The following is a 21,708-nucleotide window of genomic DNA, read 5'->3' as shown; positions in this document are numbered from 1 at the left end:
CCCTGTGGGAGAGTAGGACGCCGCCGAACAAATTGTGGGGAAAGCCCCGCACCAGATCGTAGAAATACGGTCACGGTGCGGGGCTTTTTCGCGTTTGCCTGTGATCCGTGCCAGTACTCCCACGGCGATCTCGGGGTCGACGACCTCGCCGTCTGCCCGCCTGCTCGGCCACCCACAGCCGGCTGCCCACAGCTGGTACTAGGTTCACCTTGAGACCGGGTACAGGATTCATGGCACCGCCCTCGCGCGGTGCCCTAGCGTCGGGCCATGACGATTCCAGCTGGACTGAGACGCACGGTCCTCCGGGCGCAGCGGGACATCGGCTTTCTTGCCGCTGGGGTGCCGCCGCACCTGGCGCTGGTGCCCGTATGGGCCTGGGCGGCGACGACTGGCGCCAGGACGGGGGACTGGCTTCTTACGGTTTCCGTGTCGGCAGCCCTGGTCATGCTCGGGACCCCGGTGCTGACGGCCGTTCAGCGGGCTCGCTACCGGGTGCTCATCGGTGTAAGCGTCCCCCGGCTCACCCCCACCGCGCCGGAACAACGGACGTGGGCCTCGACCGCCCGGTGGCTCGCGGCGACGCGGCCTTGGCGCAAGATCGGATACCACCTCCTGCTGGGCTTGCTGCTCGCGCTGCCGGAGCTGCTGGTGCTCGCGGTGGCAGCGGCGTCCCTGGCGGGCGTCACCGCCTACGCCTGGTCATGGGCGCTGCCAACTGGGATCCGCCAGGACTGGTTCGGCTACCTGACCCAGCTGCCGGCTTACACAGCGGCTGGGCTCCTCCTCCTGTGCGCCCTGCCCTGGACCGCACGCGCAGTGGCCCGGGCCGAGGCGCGGACGGCGGTGGGCCTGCTCGGGCCCAGCCGGGCGCAGCGGCTCCAGGCGCGGGTCGATCAACTGGCCGTGAGCCGGACCGACTTGGTGGAGGCCGTCGACGCGGAGCGCCGCCGGATCGAGCGCGACCTGCACGACGGCACCCAGCAGCGGTTGGTGTCTCTCGCGGTCAACCTGGGTCTGGCCATTGCCACCCGCCCGGACCTGCCGGGTGATGCCCGCGAGATGATCGCGAGAGCGCACCTGGAGGCCAAGGAGGCGATCGCCGAACTCAATGACCTGGTGCGGGGGCTGCACCCGGCCGTGCTCGAAGACCGGGGTCTGGACGCGGCGTTGTCCGGGCTGGCTGCCCGCACGCCCCTGCCGGTGCGGCTGCGGGTCGATCTGGAGGAGCGCGTGGCGCCCAACGTGGAGGCGGTCGCGTACTTCGTGATCTCCGAGGCGCTGACCAATGCGACGAAGCACGCCAACGCGCGGCGTGCAGAGGTGATGGTCCGTCAGGTCGGCGAGGTGCTGCGCGTGCGCGTCACTGACGACGGGCTGGGCGGTGCCGACGCCGCCGACGGCACAGGGCTGACCGGCCTGGCCAAGCGGGTCGGCTCTCTCGACGGGGCCTTTCACGTCAGCAGCCCCGTTGGCGGGCCCACCACCATCACCGCGGAGCTGCCGTGCGCGCGGTGACGGTCGAGGATTCGGTGTTGTCGCGGGTCGGCCTGATCAAGGTGCTGAAGAGGGGGCGAGTTCCGGGGCGCCGCGAAGTCGGCGACGCGGAGGGGCTGTTGGCGGCAGCGGCGGCGCACCGGCCCGAACTCGGCTTGATCGACGCCCGGATGCCGCCCGGCTTCACCGTCGAGGGGATGCGGGCGGCGATGGAGCTCCGTTGCCGCCGGTCGGGGGCGCCGGCGGCGCTGCTTTCGCAGTACGGGGAGGAGCGGTACGCGGCCGACCTGCCGGCTGCGCACACCACCGGTGTGGGCAACCTGCTCAAGCAGCAAGTTGTGGTCGGCGGGGTCGCCGTCGGGCGCTGCCCGCGCCCAGATTTTCTTTTGACCTCAAGGTCAAAAATGGTGCTAGGGTGGCGTCATGGGCAGGCCGAAGCAGTTCGATCCGGATGTGGCGGTGGAGCGCGCGATGGGCGTGTTCTGGCGCAAGGGGTACGCGGCGACGACGCCGCAGGACCTCGTGGACGAGCTCGGCATCGGCAAGGGCAGTCTGTACAACACTTTCGGCAGCAAGCATGCCCTGTTCGAGCAGGCGCTCACGCGCTACCGCGACGCGCAGGCCGCGTGGCTGGAGGCGCTTCTCGATCACCCCGGTTCGGCGAAGGACCGGCTTCGGGGAGCACTGGAGGCGCTGGTCGAGCTCGACTTGGGCGACCCGGATCGGCGCGGCTGCATGGCGGTCAACACCGCCACCGAGTTGGCCGCATCGGACGCCGGATCGGCTGACGCGGTGCGCAAGATGTTCGCGCGTACGGAGAGCGCATTCCGTGCGACCGTCGAGGAAGGTCAGCGGGCCGGCGAGATTGCTGGTGACCGCGACGCGGCGGCCATGGCCGCCTGGTTGCTTGCGACAGTGATCGGGATGCGGGTGTTGGCCAAGACCGCTGAGGATGCGGCGCAGTTGAGGCGGGTCGTGGACGCGGCGATGGCGTCGCTGTAGTCCAGCACCGCCGGTCGGCGCCGCTCTCTATTTTTTGACCTAATTCTGTACCTGCAATTCAAATATATTTGAGGAGTCTGGGACATGGAGCTCGATCTCGCCGGGAAGACCGCGGTCGTCACGGGGGCCAGCCGGGGCGTGGGCCTCGCGATCACACGGCAGCTCGTGGCCGAGGGGGTCCGCGTGGTGGGTGCGGCCCGTACGGTCACGGCCGAACTGAAGGAGGCCGGCGCGCACCCGGTCGCCGTCGACCTGAGCACGCCGGAAGGCGCCGAGGAGTTGGGGGCGCAGGCGCTCGCGGAACTCGGTGGGGTGGACATCCTGGTCAACAACCTGGGTGGCGGCGACACGTTCACCCTCGACGGGTTCCTCGCGACCGACGACGCCCTGTGGGCACAGAGCTTCGAGGTCAACCTGTTCGGCACGGTCCGGGTCACCCGTCGACTGCTGCCGAGCCTCCTGGAGCGCCGCGGTGCGGTGGTGAACATCTCGTCGATGAGCGCACGCCTGCCGGGCACGGGCCCCATCGAGTACGGCGTCGCGAAGGCCGGTCTCAACGCGTTCGGCAAGGCGCTGTCCGAGGAGTTCGGCCCCCAGGGGGTACGGGTGAACACCGTCTCACCCGGTCCGACGCGTACCGGAATGTGGGAGGACGCCGACGGCTTCGGTGCCCGCCTCGCGCAGGCGAACGGTGTCGGGCACCGCGACTTCGTGGCCGGGGTGCCTGCGGCGATGGGCATGACCACGGGCCGTATGGTCGAGGCCGACGAGGTCGCGGCCGTCGTCGCGTTTCACGCCTCGGGCCGTGCGGCAAGCGTCACCGGCGCCGATTACGTCGTCGAGGGCGGCGGCATCAAGACGGTGTGAGGCGACTGCCGCGCCGGGGCGGTGAGGGTCGTCCGGGATCGCGTGGAAGGGTCGTCCGGGATCGCGTGGATCGGGGCGCCGTCGGGACGCGCTGCCCGGATGCTCTTGCGTGCGGCCCGGGCCGGAGCGATGCGCTTACGCCCGCCGGTTGATGCCCGAGAGGATGTCGTCGCCGACCGGGCAACAGCCGTGAGCTCAGATACGCGCAGCGGCCCGGACCAGCCCGGCCACGGCCAGGGAGCGGCTGTGGGGTGGCCAGGCGATCACCGTCGTGACCTCCGGCGCGTCCACCACCGGCACCGTGGCCAGATCCGAACGCAGTTGTGCCCGGCACGACTCGGGCGCGATCCAGCAGGCACGAGCGAGGGCGATCAGTTGGAGCAACTGGGCATGGTCGCGGGCCTGCGGGCCGGGGCCGTCCGGGTACGAGCCGTCCCGGCCGGGCCAGCGCGGCATCGGCAGGCCGGAGAACTCGGCGACCTCGGCCGCCAGGACCTGGGCGCGCTCGGTGAGCGGATGCCCGGCCGGCAGGATCACCACCTGGCCCTCCGTGCGCAGTTCCTCGGTGTCGAAGCCGGCCGTCGCGTCGAAGGGCAGGTGCAGGAGGGCCACATCGGCCCGGCCGTCGCGCAGCATGCGTTCCTGTTCGCCGATGCCGCACAGGAGCAGGTCGACGGTGCCCGCACCGGGTTCGGCGGCGTAGGCGTCGAGGAGTTTCGCCAGCAGATCGCTGGATGCGCCGGCCTTCGTGGCGAGGACCACGTCGGCCTGGCCGGTCGCGGCGAGAGCGGCACGGCGGGTGCGCCGTTCGGCGGCCTCGACCGCGTCGAGCGCCGCGCGGGCCTCCCGCAGGAGCACCGCGCCCGCTTCAGTCAGGGTGACCGCCCGGCTGGAACGCTCCAACAGCGTTGCCGCTAGGCGCCGTTCGAGCCGGCTGATCGCCCGGGACAGCGGGGGCTGCGCGATGCCGAGCCGCGCGGCGGCCCGCCCGAAGTGCAGTTCCTCGGCGACGGCGACGTAGTACCGCAACTCCCTCGTCTCCACGTCGCCAGCGTACCGCTCCCACCTGGATCGATACTCGGACGGTATCGCTGCGCACCTCATCGGTGTTGGCCGGCCGGCGCCGTGCTCCGCCAGGATCAACAGCATGACCGAACAGACAATCGCGCTGGTGACCGGCGCGAACAAGGGCATCGGGTACGAGATCGCGGCCGGCCTCGGCGCCCTGGGCTGGAGCGTCGGGATCGGCGCCCGCGACCAGGAGCGGCGCGAGAGCGCCGTGGCGAAGCTGCGGGCGGCCGGTGTCGACGCGTTCGGCGTGCCGCTCGACGTGACCGACGACGCGAGCGTGGCCGACGCCGCCCGGCTGATCGAGGAGCGCGCCGGGCGACTCGACGTACTCGTCAACAACGCGGGGACGACCGGCAACGCGCCGCAGATGCCGACCACGGTCGACGTGGCCACGGTGCGAACTGCCGTGGAGACCAACGTCATTGGTGTCATCCGGGTCACCAACGCGATGCTGCCGCTGCTGCGCCGTTCGTCGTCCCCGCGCATCGTGAACATGTCCAGCACCGTCGGCTCGCTCACCCGGCAGACCACACCCGGCGCCGAAGTCGGCCCGACGTCCGTGGCCTACTCACCCTCGAAGACGTTCCTCAACGCCGTCACCGTCCAGTACGCCAAGGAGCTTTCCGACACCAACATCCTGATCAACCTGGGCTGCCCTGGCTACTGCGCGACCGACCTGAACGGCTTCCGCGGCGTCCGCACCGCGCAACAGGGCGCGGCAATCGCGATCCGGCTCGCCTCCCTGCCCGACGACGGCCCGACCGGCCACTTCTTCGACGACGCGGGAGAGGTGCCGTGGTGACGCACGGGTGACCCGCCCGCCCGCCAGATTCTGACCGGCATCACGACGGGATGCGCACCCGCAACGACAAAGAGCCGGACCCAGTGAGACTGGGTCCGGCTCTTGAAGTCCGGCACTTCGGCCGGTCAGCGGACTGACTACGCTGTTCCGGCTTTCTGTGCCCCCGGCAGGATTCGAACCTGCGCACACGGCTCCGGAGGCCGTTGCTCTATCCCCTGAGCTACGGGGGCGTGCGCCGCGTTCGGCGGCGACGGGTTGAACCCTACCAGCTCTCTCGGGGTGGCTGTGAACAGGTATTTCCGGCTCTTTCGCGGGCTGTGTCCCCCGGGCGGGGTGGAAGTGGGGAAAACCCGGACGCGGTGCCCTCCTCGGACCTAACCTCAAGGTGTGTCAGGCGCGTCCGGCCGGGTTCTTGTTGTGGACGACAACAAGGTCATCCGGCAGCTGATCAGGGTCAACCTTGAGCTGGAGGGCTTCGAGGTCGTGACCGCGGCCGATGGTGCCGAGTGCCTGGAAGTCGTACACCAGGTCAGCCCCGACGTGATCACCCTGGATGTGATGATGCCCCGGCTCGACGGACTGCGTACGGCTGAGCGGCTGCGCTCCGATCCCCGGACGAGCCGGCTGCCCGTGGCGATCATCAGTGCCTGCAACCAGTACGAGGTGGAGACCGGGCTCGCAGCCGGGGTCGACGCCTTCCTCGCCAAGCCGTTCGAGCCCGCGGAGCTGGTCCGGGTCGTACGGCAGCTGCTGCACCGGGAGGCTCCGCCGTCTGCCGACGGCAGCAGGGAGCCCGGGCGGGCCGGCAGCACCCGGAGCTGAGCCCCGGAGACTGAACCCCGGGAGTTGAACCCCCGGAGCTGAGCCCCGGGAGCTGAGCCCCGGGAGTTGAACCCCCGGAGACTGGGCCCCGCTCCGCCACGCATCCGCGAACCCCCTCCGCGAACCCCCTCCGCGACCCGTCCGCGAACCCGCTCTGCCCGTATGGCGAAACCGGTTCGCGAAGGGCCCCCCCTTCTCGCCTACGCTGGTCACGTGACCCCCTCCGAGCTCTCCCGTACCGTCGTGCGCGTCGTGCGCACCGCGGTCGACGAGGGTGCCCTGGGGCGGGTGGGGCTCGTGGTGCCCGAGGTCGTCAAGGTCGAGCGGCCCCGGCCGGGCGGCGGGGGCGACTACGCCAGCGGGATCGCACTCAAGCTCGCCGCCGCGGCCGGGCTGCCGCCCCGCCGGGTCGCCGAAGAGCTCCGGAAGCGCATCGCGGGCCAGCCGGGCATCGCCCTCGTCGAGATCAGCGGGCCCGGATTCCTCAACATCACCCTCGACCGCGCCGCCCAGGACGATGTCGTACGGCAGGTGCGCGAAGCGGGCCGGCGGTACGGGTACGGGGACGCGCTCGGCGGGCAGACCCTGGAGTTCGCGGCGGTCCCCGAGGAGCGCGCGCGGATCGTCACGGAGGTCGTGGCGAGGCTGCTCGGCGCCCAGGGCGCCCTCGTCCGCGTCGTGGAGCGGGGAGGGGTCCGGCTCGCCGTCGTGGCCTGTCCGGTGCCGCGCCTCGCCGAGCTCGTCGGTGACGACGCCGCCCGCTGGGCCATGCTGAGGGCCGCCCGGCACGACCGGCCCCGTACCGACGTCGAGGACCTGCTCGCCCAGCGCGAGAGCAACCCCTTCTTCCGGGTGCGGTACGCGCACTCCCGCAGCCGGGCCCTCACGCGCAACGCCCACGAGCTCGGGTTCGGGGCCGAGGCCGGGCCCGTGCCCGAGGCGGAGGCCCTGCTCGGGCTCGTCGGGGACCACCCCGCCGTGCTCGAAGGCGCCGCACGCCACCACGCGCCCGACCGGCTGGCACGGCATCTCGAAGCGGTGGCCGACGAGCTGCTGCGCTTCCACCACCAGGTGCTGCCGCGCGGCGACGAGAAACCCTCGGCCGCCCACCGCTGCCGGCTGGCCCTCGCCGAGGCCGCCGGGACGGTGCTGGCCGGCGGCCTGTCCCTGCTCGGCATCGACGCCCCCGAGTTTCTGTGACATGAGCACCCGACGACCTGCGCACCCACCGCGGACGCGGACCGTCAGCCGCAGTCATGACCGCAGACGTGCAAGAGAAGAGACGTACAGAACATGAGCCGATCCGCGCACCCCGCCGGCCCCCGCCACGCCGACGTGCTGACCGAAGGCCACTACTCCGCGCCGCCCGCCGACCTCAACGCCCTTGACGCGAAGGTCTGGTCGCGCACCGTCACGCGCACCGCCGACGGCGAGGTCAGCGTCGGCGGGCTCGAAGTGTCGCGCCTGGCCGAGGAGTTCGGCACACCCGCCTACATTCTCGACGAGTCCGACTTCCGCGCCAGGTGCCGGGCCTGGGCCGAGGCATTCGGCCGCGACGCCGACGTGTTCTACGCCGGGAAGGCCTTCCTCTCGCGGGCCGTGGTGCGCTGGCTCAACGAGGAAGGGCTCAACCTCGACGTCTGCTCCGGCACCGAACTCGCCACCGCGCTCGACGCGGGGATGCCCCCCGAGCGCATCGCCTTCCACGGCAACAACAAGAGCGAGGCCGAGATCCGCCGCGCCGTCGAGGCCGGGGTCGGACGGATCGTGCTCGACTCCTTCCAGGAGATCGTGCGCGTCGCGCACATCGCCCAGGAGCTGGGGACGGTGCAGAAGGCCTTCATCCGCGTCACCGTCGGCGTCGAGGCCCACACCCACGAGTTCATCGCCACCGCGCACGAGGACCAGAAGTTCGGCATCGCGCTGGCGGACGGCCTGGCCGCCGAGGCGGTGCGCCGCGCCCTCAAGCTGGACGGGCTCGAACTGGTCGGCGTCCACTCCCACATCGGCTCGCAGATCTTCGACATGGCCGGCTTCGAGGTGTCCGCGCGCCGCATCGTGCAGCTGCTGGCCCAGGTGCGTGACGAGCACGGCGTCGAGCTGCCCGAGATCGACCTCGGCGGCGGCCTCGGCATCGCGTACACCTCCGACGACGACCCGGCCGAGCCGCACGAGATCGCCAAGTCCCTGGCCGAGATCGTCACGCGCGAGTGCGACTCCGCCGGGCTCCGCGTGCCCCGCATCTCCGTCGAGCCGGGCCGCGCCATCGTCGGCCCGACCGCGTTCACGCTGTACGAGGTCGGCACGATCAAGCCGCTCGAAGGCCTGCGGACGTATGTGAGCGTCGACGGCGGCATGTCCGACAACATCCGCACCGCCCTGTACGACGCCGAGTACTCCGTCGCCCTCGTCTCGCGCACGTCCGACGCCGAGCCGATGCTGGTCAGGGTGGTGGGCAAGCACTGCGAGAGCGGTGACATCGTGGTGCGTGACGCGTTCCTGCCCGCCGACCTCGCGCCGGGTGATCTGATTGCGGTGCCGGCCACGGGTGCCTACTGCCGCTCCATGGCCAGCAATTACAACCACGCGCTGCGCCCGCCGGTCGTCGCGGTGCGCGACGGATCGGCGCGCGTGATCGTGCGGCGTGAGACGGAGGAGGATCTCCTGCGTCTCGATGTCGGGTAATGAAATAGTTGTCTCAGGATCCGGACGACGGGCAGAAACCCCCGTCCGGTGAGTGAGACTGGTTCCTATTCCAGGTTTGAAGAGGAAACGAGGTCGGATGATGCGTACGCGTCCGCTGAAGGTGGCGCTGCTGGGCTGCGGAGTGGTCGGCTCAGAGGTGGCGCGCATCATGACGACGCACGCCGACGACCTCGCGGCGCGCATCGGCGCTCCCGTGGAGCTCGCCGGAGTCGCCGTCCGCCGTCCCTCCAAGGTGCGCGAGGGCATCGACCCCGCCCTCGTCACCACCGACGCCACCGCCCTCGTCAAACGCGGCGACATCGACGTCGTCGTCGAGGTCATCGGAGGCATCGAGCCCGCCCGGGCGCTCATCACCACCGCGTTCGAGCACGGCGCGTCCGTCGTCTCCGCGAACAAGGCGCTGCTGGCCCAGGACGGCGCGGCGCTGCACGCCGCCGCCGTCGAGCACGGCCGTGACCTGTACTACGAGGCCGCCGTCGCCGGAGCCATCCCGCTGATCAGGCCGCTGCGCGAGTCGCTTGCGGGGGACAAGGTCAACCGGGTGCTGGGCATCGTGAACGGCACGACCAACTTCATCCTCGACAAGATGGACTCGACGGGCGCCGGCTACCAGGAAGCCCTGGACGAGGCCACCGCGCTCGGCTACGCCGAGGCCGACCCGACCGCCGACGTGGAGGGCTTCGACGCCGCCGCCAAGGCCGCCATCCTGGCCGGGATCGCCTTCCACACCCGGGTCCGCCTCGACGACGTGTACCGCGAGGGCATGACCGAGGTGACCTCCGCCGACTTCGCGTCGGCGCGCCAGATGGGCTGCACCATCAAGCTGCTCGCGATCTGCGAGCGGGCCGCCGACGGCGGCTCGGTGACCGCCCGCGTCCACCCCGCGATGATTCCGCTCGACCATCCGCTGGCCTCCGTGCGGGGCGCCTACAACGCGGTGTTCGTCGAGGCGGAGGCCGCCGGGCAGCTGATGTTCTACGGGCCCGGCGCGGGCGGCGCGCCGACCGCCTCCGCCGTCCTCGGCGACCTGGTCGCGGTCTGCCGCAACAAGCTCGCCGGCTCGACAGGGCCCGGTGATTCGGCGTACACGCGGCTGCCCGTGAGCCCCATGGGCGACGTCGTGACGCGTTACCACATCAGCCTCGACGTGGCCGACAAGCCGGGCGTGCTCGCCCAGGTCGCGACGGTCTTCGCCGAGCACGGGGTGTCCATCGACACCGTGCGGCAGTCCGGCAAGGACGGCGAGGCCTCCCTCGTCGTCGTCACCCACCGCGCGGCCGACGCGGCCCTCACCGGGACCGTGGACGCCCTGCGCAAGCTCGACACCGTGCGTGGTGTCGCCAGCATCATGCGTGTTGAAGGGGAGTAACCAGCAATGACCCACCAGTGGCGCGGAATCATCGAGGAGTACCGGGACCGGCTCCCCGTCTCCGCTACGACGCCGGTCGTCAGCCTCCGCGAGGGTGGTACGCCCCTCGTGCCCGCGCAGGTGCTCTCCGAGCGCACGGGCTGCGAGGTCCACCTCAAGGTCGAGGGAGCGAACCCGACGGGGTCCTTCAAGGACCGCGGCATGACGATGGCGATCACCCGGGCCAAGGAGGAGGGCGCCAAGGCGGTCATCTGCGCCTCCACCGGCAACACCTCCGCCTCGGCCGCCGCCTACGCGGTGCGGGCCGGCATGGTGTGCGCGGTCCTCGTGCCGCAGGGCAAGATCGCGCTCGGCAAGATGGGCCAGGCCCTGGTCCACGGCGCCAAGATCCTCCAGGTCGACGGCAACTTCGACGACTGCCTCACGCTGGCCCGCTCGCTGTCCGACAACTACCCGGTGGCGCTGGTCAATTCGGTCAACCCGGTGCGCATCGAGGGCCAGAAGACCGCCGCGTTCGAGATCGTGGACGCGCTGGGCGACGCCCCCGACATCCACGTCCTGCCGGTCGGCAACGCGGGCAACATCACGGCGTACTGGAAGGGCTACAAGGAGTACGCCGCCGACAGTGTCTCCACGCACACCCCGCGCATGTGGGGCTTCCAGGCGTCCGGTTCGGCGCCGATCGTGCGCGGCGAGGTCGTCAAGGACCCCTCGACGATCGCCACCGCGATCCGCATCGGCAACCCGGCCTCGTGGCAGTTCGCGCTCGCCGCGCGGGACGAATCCGGCGGTTTCATCGACGAGGTGACGGACCGTGAGATCCTGCGCGCGTACCGGTTGCTCGCCGCGCAGGAGGGCGTCTTCGTCGAGCCCGCCTCCGCCGCATCGGTGGCCGGACTGCTCAAGGCCGCCGAGCGCGGTCTCGTCGACCCGGGCCAGAAGATCGTGTGCACGGTGACCGGAAACGGCCTCAAGGACCCCGACTGGGCGGTCGCCGGAGCCCCGCAGCCCGTCACCGTGCCGGTGGACGCGGCGGCCGCCGCCGAGCGCCTCGGCCTCGCGTAACACCTGGCCACGACGGTCGCGTACGCGTCCCGTTCCGCGAGGACGCGTACGCAGAACCGGACAGGCCCGCACGGAGGGGCACGGGGGGCTCGCGACACGCATCGTGCGCCTCCTGTGCGCCCTATGTCGCCACAGAACCTTCCTTCGATAGGCTGTACCCAACCCGCCCCGCCGCATATGCCGCGGTGCAGTTGCCCACGTGGCCCTCGGGTGTTTTGTACGTCTTCGAAAAACCTCGCAGCAGACCCCAGCAGCAGTCTCACAAGGAGTCATCAGAGCGATGGCCGGTCCCGCATTCCGCGCCGCCGCCGTACGGGTGCGCGTCCCCGCCACCAGTGCCAACCTCGGCCCGGGCTTCGACTCCCTGGGCCTGTCACTGGGGCTCTACGACGACGTGGTCGTCCGCGTCGCCGACTCGGGCCTCGGCATCGACATCGCGGGTGAGGGCGCCGAGACGCTGCCCCGCGACGAGAGCCACCTGCTCGTACGGTCCCTGCGCACCGCGTTCGACCTGCTCGGCGGACAGCCGCGCGGCCTTGAGGTCGTCTGCGCCAACCGCATCCCGCACGGCCGCGGCCTCGGCTCGTCCTCCGCCGCCATCTGCGCCGGCATCGTCGCCGCGCGCGCCGTGACCATAGGCGGCGACGCCCGGCTCGACGACGCGGCCCTGCTTGAACTCGCGACGGAGATCGAGGGCCACCCCGACAACGTCGCGGCCTGTCTGCTCGGCGGGTTCACGCTGTCCTGGATGGACGGCGGCGCGGCCCGCGCGATCAGGATGGACCCGGCGGATTCCATCGTTCCGGTGGTCTTCGTGCCCGGCAAGGCGGTCCTGACGGAGACGGCACGCGGGCTGCTCCCGCGCACCGTCCCGCACGTCGACGCCGCGGCCAACGCCGGCCGCGCCGCCCTGCTCGTGGAGGCCCTGACCAGGCGCCCCGAGCTGCTGCTCGCCGGCACCGAGGACCGGCTCCACCAGGAGTACCGCGCGCCGGCGATGCCGGAGAGCGTGGCACTGGTCAACCGGCTGCGCGCGGACGGTGTCCCCGCGGTCATCTCCGGCGCCGGGCCCACGGTGCTCGCGCTGGTCGAGGACGGTGCGGCCGACAAGGTCGCACGCCTCGCGGGGGAGGGATGGGCCGCCGACCGGCTCAGTCTCGACGCCGCGGGTGCGAGCGTCCTGCCGCTCGGGTCCTAGGCGCGAGCGGCGGGGAGCACGGCTTGCCGGTGAACGAGAGGGGGAATGTTTGTTGGATCCGGTAGTGTTAACCTCAAGTCTGCATCGGTCGTCTTCGTGGCGCGGTGCTTCGTGTCCCCTTCAGGGACCGCCTTTCTTCCGAGAGCCTCCCCAACTGCCTGTGCAGCCTGCCTGAGCAGTTGCGAGCACGCTCCGGAACCGGCACGACACCCCACGCTTTTTCCCGGCAGGGGCCGAGTAGGGGGATCTCGGGCCGGAACCCACGCACTTTGTCTCTCCGCCGCACGCGGCGGACCACCGCCCCGGCACGATCAGTGGTCAGCAAGATCACGGGCCGCAGCCGGACAGCACAACCGGTCGCCGAGCCAGACAGGCCGACGTCCGCTCCAGGGAAGGACCCTTCGTGAGCGACACCACCGATCTGATGGGCGTGACTGCCGACAGCTCTGTCGACAATGCCGCGCCCGCCGCAGGTGCTGCCTCTGGCACCACCGCACGGCGCCGCCGCTCCGGCACCGGCCTCGACGGCATGGTCCTGGCCGAGCTGCAGCAGGTCGCGTCCGGCCTCGGCATCAGGGGCACCGCGCGCATGCGCAAGAGCCAGTTGATCGAGGTCATCAAGGAGGCGCAGGCAGGGGGCGGTTCCGCCCCGGCCAAGAGTGCCGCCTCCGACGGCGCCGAGGCCAAGCCGAAGCGCCGCGCCACCTCCAAGGCACGTACGGGTGACGACGCCGCCGCTCCCGCCGCCGAGAAGCAGGCCGCGCAGCAGCAGATCGACATCCCGGGCCAGCCCTCCGCCAAGGCCTCCGACCAGGGCGCGGGCGACGAGCAGCCCTCGGGCGAGCGTCGCCGCCGCCGTGCCACCGCGCCGTCCGGCAGCCCCGAGTCCACCTCGGCCGCCGTCGAGACCGTCACCAAGACGGAGGCCAAGGCCGAGGTGAAGACCGAGGCCCAGCCGGAGGCGAAGGCAGCCGAGGCTGTCGACAGCGCCGAGGGCCGTCGTGAGCGCCGCGACCGTGGTGAGCGGGGCGACCGCGGCGACCGCCGGGACCGTCAGCGCGGCGAGCGCGGCGGCGACCGCGGTGAGCGTGGCGACCGTGCCGAGCGCGGTGACCGTGCCGAGCGTGGTGACCGTGCCGAGCGCGGTGACCGCCGCGGCAAGGGCGACGACCAGCAGGGCGGCCAGCGCAAGGAGCGCCAGGGCGGCCAGCAGGGCCAGCAGGGCCAGCAGAGCCAGCAGCAGAACAGCGGCCCGCAGGACGACTTCGACGACGACGGCAGCCGCCGTGGCCGCCGTGGCCGCTACCGCGACCGCCGTGGCCGCCGCGGTGGCCGCGAGGAGTTCGGCGCGGAGCCGCAGGTCGCCGACGACGACGTCCTGATCCCCGTCGCGGGCATCCTGGACATCCTCGACAACTACGCGTTCATCCGTACCTCCGGCTACCTGCCGGGCCCGAACGACGTGTACGTCTCGCTCGCCCAGGTCCGCAAGAACGGCCTGCGCAAGGGTGACCACGTCACCGGTGCGGTGCGCCAGCCCAAGGACGGCGAGCGCCGCGAGAAGTTCAACGCACTGGTGCGTCTGGACTCCTCCAACGGCATGGCCGCCGACTCCGGCCGCGGCCGCCCGGAGTTCAACAAGCTGACCCCGCTCTACCCCCAGGACCGGCTCCGTCTGGAGACCGACCCGGGCATCCTGACCACGCGGATCATCGACCTCGTGTCGCCGATCGGCAAGGGCCAGCGAGGCCTGATCGTGGCCCCGCCGAAGACCGGCAAGACCATGATCATGCAGGCGGTCGCCAACGCGATCACCCACAACAACCCCGAGTGCCACCTGATGGTCGTCCTGGTCGACGAGCGTCCCGAAGAGGTCACCGACATGCAGCGGTCGGTGAAGGGCGAGGTCATCTCCTCGACCTTCGACCGTCCCGCCGAGGACCACACCACCGTCGCCGAGCTGGCCATCGAGCGCGCCAAGCGTCTCGTCGAGCTCGGCCACGACGTGGTCGTCCTTCTCGACTCGATCACCCGTCTGGGCCGTGCGTACAACCTGGCGGCCCCGGCCTCCGGGCGCATCCTGTCCGGTGGTGTCGACTCGACCGCGCTCTACCCGCCGAAGCGCTTCTTCGGTGCCGCGCGCAACATCGAGGACGGCGGCTCGCTGACCATCCTCGCCACCGCGCTCGTGGAGACCGGCTCGCGCATGGACGAGGTGATCTTCGAGGAGTTCAAGGGCACCGGCAACATGGAGCTCAAGCTCGACCGCAAGCTCGCCGACAAGCGCATCTTCCCGGCGGTGGACGTGGACGCGTCCGGCACCCGTAAGGAAGAGATCCTGCTCGGCAGCGACGAGCTCGCGGTCGTCTGGAAGCTGCGCCGGGTGCTGCACGCGCTCGACCAGCAGCAGGCCATCGAGCTGCTGCTCGACAAGATGAAGCAGACGAAGTCGAACGCCGAGTTCCTGCTCCAGATCCAGAAGACGACTCCGGGTCCGGGCAACGGCAACGACTAGCAACTCCGGTTCGTTCAGGACCAGTTGAGAGCGCCCCCGGCACTTCGGTGCCGGGGGCGCTCTTGTGTACGCGGCCGGGCGACCCCGCGCCCGGCCCCGCTGCGACCCGCTCGCGGGCGGCTCGTGCCGGGCCGCCCGGGACGCGGCGGGCCGCCACGGGCCCCGCTGAGGCATTCGACACACGCCGCCCGGCGGCGCCGGACCGTGGCGCTCCCCCGCAGGGTCCGCGAAGCCGCAGGTGAGAGGCAGAGGACGGCATCCCGTGCGGGCCGCCGGGCGCACCGCGCTCTTAGGGCGTTCTTAGAACCCTGTGCAACCCTTCTTGATGCTTCGACGTCTGACGAGTGTCGACAATCCGTGCCTGAACACCGGGGCAGGGGGTAATCGGAGGAGCACCGAGAACTGAGGAGACCATGACCGAGCAGGGCACACGCAGCAGCCGAATACGCGGGGCGGGCAGGCGCCGCAAGCAGCCCAGCACGCGCCGTCGCGCCGTGCGGATAGCCGCCTGGAGCGCGGCGGGTGTCGTGCTCGTCGGCGGGGCAGGTCTCGGCTACGTGTACTTCACGCTCAACGGCAACCTCAAGGGCGTCGACATCAACGCCCAGCTCGGCACCGACCGCCCGCAGAACGTCGACAACGGCTCGGAGGACATCCTGGTCCTCGGCTCCGACTCGCGGGCCGGCGCCAACAAGGAGTACGGCGCGGACGAGGGCGGCGCCCGGTCCGACACCGCGATGATCATCCACGTCTACCAGGGCCACAAGACCGCCAGCGTGGTCTCCATCCCGCGCGACACCCTGGTCACCCGCCCCTCCTGCACCACGCAGGACGGCAGCAGGACGGACCCCGGCGCCAAGCGCCAGATGTTCAACACGGCGTACGAGGTCGGCGGGCCGGCCTGCGCCGTCAAGACGGTCGAGCAGATGTCCGGCATCCGCATGGACCACTACGTCGAGGTCGACTTCACCGGCTTCAAGAAGCTGATCGACCAGCTCGGCGGGGTGCCCGTCACCACCAACAAGCCGATCAAGGACGACAAGAGCCACCTCGACCTGCCGGCCGGCAAGCACACCCTCAACGGCGAGCAGGCCCTCGGCCTCGTACGGACCCGGCACGGCGTGGTCGGCGACGGCAGCGACCTCGGCCGCATCCAGCTCCAGCAGGCCTTCATCAAGGCCCTGATCAGCCAGGTCAAGAGCGTGGGCGTGCTCGGCAACCCCGCCAAGCTCTACGGGCTCGCCGACGCCGCCACCAAGGCGATCACCACGGACACCGACCTCAGCTCGGTGAACTCGCTGATCGGCTTCGCCGACGGGCTCAAGGGCCTGGACGCCTCGAACGTCAAGATGATCACGTTGCCGGTGCAGTACGACAAGCTGGACCCCAACCGCGTCAGCCCCCTGGAGGAGCAGTCCCGGCAGGTCTGGGACGCGCTCTCCAAGGACCAGCCGATCCCGGCGTCCGCGACCGCGGGCTCGGCGGGCGACAAGGGCACCGCGGGCGGCTACGTGGCCGGCCGGTGAACCGGGCGGGACGTACGGCAGGCGCCTCGGCGGCGGCCGGGGAATAGTTCCGCGTCCACCCCGGTTTTGGGAGATGCGGCCAGTCCTGGCAGACTGGTACGTCGGCCCCGGTTCACGTATGCGCAATCCGTGCCTACGACCCGGCGCCCTCCCGAACCTAGGAGACACCTTGAAGCGCGACATCCACCCCGAGTACGTCGAGACCCAGGTCAGCTGCACCTGTGGCGCGGCTTTCACCACCCGTAGCACGATCGGCGGCGGCTCCATCCGCGCCGAAATCTGCTCCGAGTGCCACCCGTTCTACACGGGCAAGCAGAAGATCATGGACACCGGCGGCCGCGTGGCCCGCTTCGAGGCCCGCTTCGGCAAGGCCGCTGCCGGCTCCGCCCAGAAGTAGCGAGCCAACTGCGCCGGTCCGCGGCGCCTCCTTCCCGGAGGCGCCGCGACCGGCGCTTTGCCGTCCACCCCTACTTCGCCTTCGTTTGAACCCCAGGAGCCACCGATGTTCGAAGCGGTCGAGGACCTGATCGGCGAGCACGCCGGTCTTGAGACGAAGCTCGCCGACCCTTCGGTCCACGCCGATCAGGCCAACGCGCGCAAGCTGAACAAGCGCTACGCGGAGCTCACGCCGATCGTCGCGACCTACCGCGCCTGGAAGCAGACGGGCGAGGACATCGAGACGGCCCGCGAGTACGCGGCCGACGACCCGGACTTCGCCGCCGAGGTCAAGGACCTGACGGCGCAGCGCGAAGAGCTCACCGAGAAGCTGCGCCTGCTCCTGGTCCCGCGCGACCCGAGCGACGACAAGGACGTACTCCTGGAGATCAAGGCGGGCGCGGGCGGCGACGAGTCGGCCCTGTTCGCCGGCGACCTCCTGCGCATGTACCTGCGCTACGCCGAGCGGGTCGGCTGGAAGACCGAGATCATCGACTCCACCGAGTCCGACCAGGGCGGCTACAAGGACGTCCAGGTCGCCGTGAAGACCAAGGGCGGCAACGGCGCGACCGAGCCCGGCCAGGGCGTCTGGGCACGCATGAAGTACGAGGGCGGCGTGCACCGCGTGCAGCGCGTGCCCGCGACCGAGTCCGCCGGCCGCATCCACACCTCCGCCGCAGGCGTGCTCGTCACGCCCGAGGCCGAGGAGGTCGACGTCGAGATCAACATGAACGAGCTGCGCATCGACGTGTACCGCTCGTCCGGCCCCGGCGGCCAGTCCGTCAACACGACCGACTCCGCCGTCCGCATCACGCACATCCCGACCGGTGTCGTCGCCTCCTGCCAGAACGAGAAGAGCCAGCTCCAGAACAAGGAGCAGGCCATGCGCATCCTGCGCTCGCGGCTCCTTGCCGCGGCCCAGGAGAAGGCCGAGGCCGAGGCCGCCGACGCCCGCCGCAGCCAGGTGCGCACCGTCGACCGCTCCGAGAAGATCCGGACGTACAACTTCCCGGAAAACCGCATCTCGGACCACCGGGTCGGCTTCAAGGCGTACAACTTGGACCAGGTCCTCGACGGCGACCTGGACGCGATGATCCAGGCCTGTGTCGACGCGGACTCCGCGGCCAAGCTCGCGGCCGCCCAGTAATTCCCACCCCCGTACGACTGCCGGAGGACCAGCGTGCAGCAAAACTCTGGGGGGCGACCCCCAGGCCCCCGAAGCGTGCTGCTTGCCGAGGTGGCCCAGGCCACCCAGCGGCTGGCCGACGCCGGCGTGCCCTCACCGCGCTTCGACGCGGAGGAGCTGGCCGCCCACATCCACGGCGTCAAGCGGGGCGAGCTGCACCACGTCAAGGACGTCGACTTCGACGCCCGCTACTGGGAGGCCATCGCCCGCCGCGAGGCACGTGAGCCCCTTCAGCACATCACCGGCCGCGCCTTCTTCCGCTACCTCGAACTCCACGTCGGGCCAGGGGTGTTCGTGCCGCGCCCGGAGACCGAGTCGGTCGTCGGCTGGGCCATAGACGCCGTCCGTGCGATGGACGTCGTCGAACCGCTCATCGTCGACCTGTGCACCGGCTCGGGCGCCATCGCGCTCGCCATGGCGCAGGAGGTGCCGCGCTCGCGCGTGCACGCCGTCGAGCTGTCCGAGGACGCCCTGGAGTGGACGCGGAAGAACGTCGAGGGGTCCCGCGTCGTTCTCCACCAGGGCGACGCGCTCACCGCGCTGCCCGAGCTCGACGGCCAGGTCGATCTCGTGATCTCCAACCCGCCGTACATCCCGCTCACCGAGTGGGAGTACGTCGCTCCCGAGGCGCGCGACCACGACCCCGAGCTCGCGCTGTTCTCCGGTGAGGACGGTCTCGACACCATCCGGGGCATCGAACGCACCGCGCACCGCCTCCTGCGGCCCGGCGGGCTCGTCGTCATCGAGCACGCCGACACCCAGGGCGGCCAAGTGCCGTGGATCTTCAACGAGGAGGCCGGCTGGGCGGACGCGGCCGACCACCCCGACCTGAACAACCGCCCGCGCTTCGCCACGGCCCGCAAGGCCACACCGTGACCCGCTACGACATCCAGACCGTGTACGTGTACGAGGAGGCCCGCTAATGGCTCGGCGATACGACTGCAACGACGCGACGGACCGCACGACCGGTCTGCGCGAAGCCGCGTCCGCCGTCCGCCGCGGTGAGCTCGTGGTGCTGCCGACGGACACCGTGTACGGAATCGGCGCCGACGCGTTCAGCTCACAGGCCTGCATGGACCTGCTCGACGCCAAGGGCCGCGGCCGCAACATGCCCACCCCCGTGCTCATCGGCTCGCCGAACACCCTGCACGGCCTGGTCACCGACTTCACCGAGCAGGCCTGGGAGCTCGTCGACGCGTTCTGGCCGGGCGCCCTCACCCTGGTCACGCGCCACCAGCCGTCCCTCCAGTGGGACCTCGGCGACACCCGGGGCACCGTCGCGATCCGCATGCCGCTGCACCCCGTCGCCATCGAGCTGCTGACCGAGGTCGGCCCGATGGCCGTGTCCTCGGCCAACCTCACCGGCCATCCCGCGCCCGAGGACTGCGACGCCGCCCAGGGCATGCTCGGCGACTCCGTCTCGGTCTACCTCGACGGCGGCCCGACCCCGGGCATCGTGCCGTCCTCCATCGTCGACGTGACCGGCAAGGTGCCCGTGCTGCTGCGCGCCGGCGCCCTCACCGCGGACGAGCTGCGCAAGGTGGTACCCGACCTTGAGGTGGCCAATTGACCGCCCCTGAGGGGCGTGGCATAGGCACGGTTCGCCCTGCGGGGACCTCGTTCCGCATCCTCCACGTCAGCACCGGCAACGTCTGCCGCTCGCCGATCACCGAGCGGCTGACCCGCCATGCCCTGAGCGACCGGCTCGGAGACCCGTTCACGGGTGGGCTCATCGTGGAGAGCGCCGGCACCTGGGGCCACGAGGGCGCCCCGATGGAGGCCAACGCCGCCGCCGTGCTCGCCGACTTCGGAGCGGACGCCTCGGGATTCACCGGGCGCGAACTCCTCGACGAGCACGTCATCACCGCCGACCTGGTGCTCACCGCGACCCGCGACCACCGCGCCCAGGTCATCTCGATGGGGCACTCGGCGGGCCTGCGCACCTTCACCCTGAAGGAGTTCACCCGCCTCGTACGGGCCATAGACCCCGCCACGCTGCCCGACCCGCTCCAGGAGGGCATGGTGGAGCGGGCCAGGGCCCTGGTGCGGGCCGCTGCCGCGCTGCGTGGCTGGCTGCTCGCGCCGAGCGCCGAGGCCGACGAGGTGAACGACCCCTACGGCGCCCCGATCACGTTCTTCCGCTCCATCGGCGACGAGATCAACCAGGCCCTCGACCCGGTCGTCACCGCCCTGACCGGCGTGCCCACGCACCACTGACGCCACCCGGAGTACCGCTTCCGCGCACGCCGGGCGCCCCCGGCGGCCGAGGCCTACCCTGGGGGCATGCCGGTCACCTCCGTAGACAGCCGCACTGAACTCGCGGGGTTCGAGGCCGTAAGGCGCCAGGACCCCGAAATGGCCGACGTGCTGCTCGGCGAGGCCGAGCGGCAGGCCGCCTCGCTCCAGCTGATCGCCGCCGAGAACTTCACCTCGCCGGCCGTGCGCGCGGCCCTCGGCTCGCAGCTCGGCAACAAGTACGCGGAGGGCTACCCCGGCGCGCGCCACCACGGCGGCTGCGAGGTCGTCGACGTCGCGGAGCGCATCGCCGTCGACCGCGCCAAAGCCCTGTTCGGGGCGGCCCACGCCAACGTACAGACGCATTCGGGCACTTCGGCGGTGCTGGCGGCCTACGCGGCGCTCCTGAAGCCCGGAGACACCGTCCTGGCGATGGGGCTCCCGTACGGCGGCCACCTCACCCACGGCTCGCCCGCCAACTTCTCGGGACGCTGGTTCGACTTCGTCGGGTACGGCGTCGAGCCGGACACCGGGCTCATCGACTACGGCGAGGTGTGGGACCTGGCGGTCGAGCACCGGCCGAAGGCGATCGTGTGCGGCTCCATCGCCTACCCCCGCCACCCCGACTACCGGGCCTTCCGGGAGATCGCGGACGACGTGGGCGCCTACCTCATCGCCGACGCCGCGCACCCCATGGGCCTCATCGCCGGGGGAGCGGCGCCCAGCCCCGTCCCGTACGCCGACGTCGTGTGCGCCACCACCCACAAGGTGCTGCGCGGACCGCGCGGCGGCCTGATCCTGTGCGGCGCCGACCTCGCCGCCCGCATCGACCGCGCCGTCTTCCCGTTCACCCAGGGCGGCGCGCAGATGCACACGATCGCCGCCAAGGCCGTCGCCTTCGGCGAGGCATCCACCCCGGCGTTCACGGGGTACGCCCATGACGTGGTCGCCAACGCGCGCATCCTCGCCGAGGGGCTGCTCGCCGAGGGGTTCGAGGTGGCCACCGGCGGCACCGACACCCACCTCGTGCTCGCCGACCCGGCGCGGTTCGGCGTCGACGGCCGCACCGCGCGCGGGCTCCTCGCGGGCGCCGGGATCGTCCTGGACAGCTGCGCCCTGCCGCACGCGGACGCCCGCGGCATCCGGCTCGGCACCGCAGCCGTCACCACCCAGGGCATGGGGGAGGCCGAGATGGTCAGGATCGCGGCGCTGTTCGCGAGGGCGATGCGCAAGGACCCGACGGCGCGGGCGGAAGTACGGGAACTGGCCGAAAGGTTCCCTCCTCCGTAAGGCGCACCGAAGGGGACGGACCGGGGACGGACGGGGAACCGGCCGGGGCCGGCGAGTGGCCGGGCGAGAGCCCGACCGGGGCCGGAGTTCACGACGCGGCGCATTCTCACAGGGTGCGCATACGG

General features: G+C 71.4%; 19 protein-coding genes and 1 tRNA gene. 18 read left to right on the top strand and 2 right to left on the bottom strand.

All coding sequences use genetic code 11. From position 1 onward, the window contains the following. The first annotated feature begins 267 nt into the window (after positions 1 to 267). From ACGFW5_RS32695 to ACGFW5_RS32685, 3 genes are all read left to right on the top strand, one after another. Positions 268 to 1,515 carry a sensor histidine kinase gene (locus tag ACGFW5_RS32695; protein WP_393837960.1) on the top strand — a complete coding sequence of 416 codons (1,248 nt, stop codon included), beginning with the start codon at positions 268 to 270 and terminating at the stop codon, positions 1,513 to 1,515. 402 nt (positions 1,516 to 1,917) lie between these two features. Continuing rightward, the gene (locus ACGFW5_RS32690) at positions 1,918 to 2,496 is read left to right on the top strand and encodes a TetR/AcrR family transcriptional regulator (RefSeq protein ID WP_393837959.1); all 579 of its coding nucleotides are present in this window, start codon (positions 1,918 to 1,920) and stop codon (positions 2,494 to 2,496) included. A gap of 84 nt (positions 2,497 to 2,580) precedes the next feature. Then, positions 2,581 to 3,363: an SDR family oxidoreductase gene (locus tag ACGFW5_RS32685; RefSeq protein ID WP_393837958.1), complete on the top strand. Its 783-nt coding sequence runs from the start codon at positions 2,581 to 2,583 to the stop codon at positions 3,361 to 3,363. Positions 3,364 to 3,558: 195 nt separating this feature from the next. Here ACGFW5_RS32685 and ACGFW5_RS32680 read toward each other — a convergent pair whose 3' ends face one another. After that, positions 3,559 to 4,407, bottom strand: a complete 849-nt coding sequence (locus ACGFW5_RS32680; RefSeq protein WP_393837957.1) for a LysR family transcriptional regulator — start codon at positions 4,405 to 4,407, stop codon at positions 3,559 to 3,561. Between the two features lie 103 nt (positions 4,408 to 4,510). On the opposite strand from ACGFW5_RS32680, the gene ACGFW5_RS32675 reads away from it, so the two are divergent. Further along, the gene (locus ACGFW5_RS32675; RefSeq protein ID WP_393837956.1) at positions 4,511 to 5,236 is read left to right on the top strand and encodes an SDR family oxidoreductase; all 726 of its coding nucleotides are present in this window, start codon (positions 4,511 to 4,513) and stop codon (positions 5,234 to 5,236) included. Between the two features lie 158 nt (positions 5,237 to 5,394). On the opposite strand, the gene ACGFW5_RS32670 is transcribed toward ACGFW5_RS32675, so the two are convergent. Further along, positions 5,395 to 5,466, bottom strand: a tRNA-Arg gene (locus ACGFW5_RS32670). A 157-nt stretch (positions 5,467 to 5,623) separates the two neighbouring features. Between ACGFW5_RS32670 and ACGFW5_RS32665 the strand changes: the two genes are divergently transcribed. The 14 genes from ACGFW5_RS32665 to glyA all read left to right on the top strand — a co-directional run bounded on the left by ACGFW5_RS32665 (position 5,624) and on the right by glyA (position 21,583). Further along, complete coding sequence (locus ACGFW5_RS32665) at positions 5,624 to 6,058, top strand: response regulator (protein WP_393837955.1); 435 nt, start codon at positions 5,624 to 5,626, stop codon at positions 6,056 to 6,058. A 213-nt stretch (positions 6,059 to 6,271) separates the two neighbouring features. Further along, entirely contained in the window at positions 6,272 to 7,258 is a 987-nt protein-coding gene (nrtL, locus tag ACGFW5_RS32660; RefSeq protein WP_393837954.1) for an ArgS-related anticodon-binding protein NrtL, read from the top strand. A gap of 93 nt (positions 7,259 to 7,351) precedes the next feature. Beyond that, positions 7,352 to 8,743 carry a diaminopimelate decarboxylase gene (gene lysA / locus ACGFW5_RS32655; protein WP_393837953.1) on the top strand — a complete coding sequence of 464 codons (1,392 nt, stop codon included), beginning with the start codon at positions 7,352 to 7,354 and terminating at the stop codon, positions 8,741 to 8,743. Between the two features lie 97 nt (positions 8,744 to 8,840). Beyond that, positions 8,841 to 10,133 carry a homoserine dehydrogenase gene (locus tag ACGFW5_RS32650; RefSeq protein ID WP_393837952.1) on the top strand — a complete coding sequence of 431 codons (1,293 nt, stop codon included), beginning with the start codon at positions 8,841 to 8,843 and terminating at the stop codon, positions 10,131 to 10,133. Positions 10,134 to 10,139: 6 nt separating this feature from the next. Next, positions 10,140 to 11,198, top strand: a complete 1,059-nt coding sequence (gene thrC / locus ACGFW5_RS32645) for a threonine synthase (RefSeq protein ID WP_393837951.1) — start codon at positions 10,140 to 10,142, stop codon at positions 11,196 to 11,198. Positions 11,199 to 11,478: 280 nt separating this feature from the next. Further along, on the top strand, positions 11,479 to 12,396 hold the full coding sequence (gene thrB / locus ACGFW5_RS32640) for a homoserine kinase (protein ID WP_393837950.1): 918 nt from the start codon (positions 11,479 to 11,481) through the stop codon (positions 12,394 to 12,396). A 403-nt stretch (positions 12,397 to 12,799) separates the two neighbouring features. Continuing rightward, positions 12,800 to 14,911, top strand: coding sequence for a transcription termination factor Rho (gene rho, locus ACGFW5_RS32635; RefSeq protein ID WP_393837949.1), 2,112 nt, complete (start codon positions 12,800 to 12,802; stop codon positions 14,909 to 14,911). 413 nt (positions 14,912 to 15,324) lie between these two features. Then, entirely contained in the window at positions 15,325 to 16,437 is a 1,113-nt protein-coding gene (locus tag ACGFW5_RS32630) for an LCP family protein (RefSeq protein WP_393837948.1), read from the top strand. 169 nt (positions 16,438 to 16,606) lie between these two features. Further along, positions 16,607 to 16,834 carry a 50S ribosomal protein L31 gene (gene rpmE, locus ACGFW5_RS32625; protein ID WP_053726981.1) on the top strand — a complete coding sequence of 76 codons (228 nt, stop codon included), beginning with the start codon at positions 16,607 to 16,609 and terminating at the stop codon, positions 16,832 to 16,834. A 105-nt stretch (positions 16,835 to 16,939) separates the two neighbouring features. Further along, positions 16,940 to 18,019, top strand: coding sequence for a peptide chain release factor 1 (prfA, locus tag ACGFW5_RS32620; RefSeq protein ID WP_393837947.1), 1,080 nt, complete (start codon positions 16,940 to 16,942; stop codon positions 18,017 to 18,019). A gap of 33 nt (positions 18,020 to 18,052) precedes the next feature. Beyond that, positions 18,053 to 18,934: a peptide chain release factor N(5)-glutamine methyltransferase gene (gene prmC, locus ACGFW5_RS32615; protein ID WP_393837946.1), complete on the top strand. Its 882-nt coding sequence runs from the start codon at positions 18,053 to 18,055 to the stop codon at positions 18,932 to 18,934. Between the two features lie 46 nt (positions 18,935 to 18,980). Beyond that, complete coding sequence (locus ACGFW5_RS32610; protein WP_393837945.1) at positions 18,981 to 19,628, top strand: L-threonylcarbamoyladenylate synthase; 648 nt, start codon at positions 18,981 to 18,983, stop codon at positions 19,626 to 19,628. Then, on the top strand, positions 19,625 to 20,275 hold the full coding sequence (locus ACGFW5_RS32605; RefSeq protein ID WP_393837944.1) for a protein-tyrosine-phosphatase: 651 nt from the start codon (positions 19,625 to 19,627) through the stop codon (positions 20,273 to 20,275). The genes ACGFW5_RS32610 and ACGFW5_RS32605 overlap by 4 nt, the downstream gene beginning before the upstream one ends. A gap of 66 nt (positions 20,276 to 20,341) precedes the next feature. Continuing rightward, the gene (gene glyA / locus ACGFW5_RS32600) at positions 20,342 to 21,583 is read left to right on the top strand and encodes a serine hydroxymethyltransferase (RefSeq protein ID WP_393837943.1); all 1,242 of its coding nucleotides are present in this window, start codon (positions 20,342 to 20,344) and stop codon (positions 21,581 to 21,583) included. Positions 21,584 to 21,708 lie beyond the last annotated feature (125 nt).

Source organism: Streptomyces sp. NPDC048416, from assembly GCF_043200435.1.
GTDB lineage: Bacteria > Actinomycetota > Actinomycetes > Streptomycetales > Streptomycetaceae > Streptomyces.
Note: the sequence above shows the minus strand (reverse complement) of the source record. Positions and strands in the feature narration are given on the sequence as shown.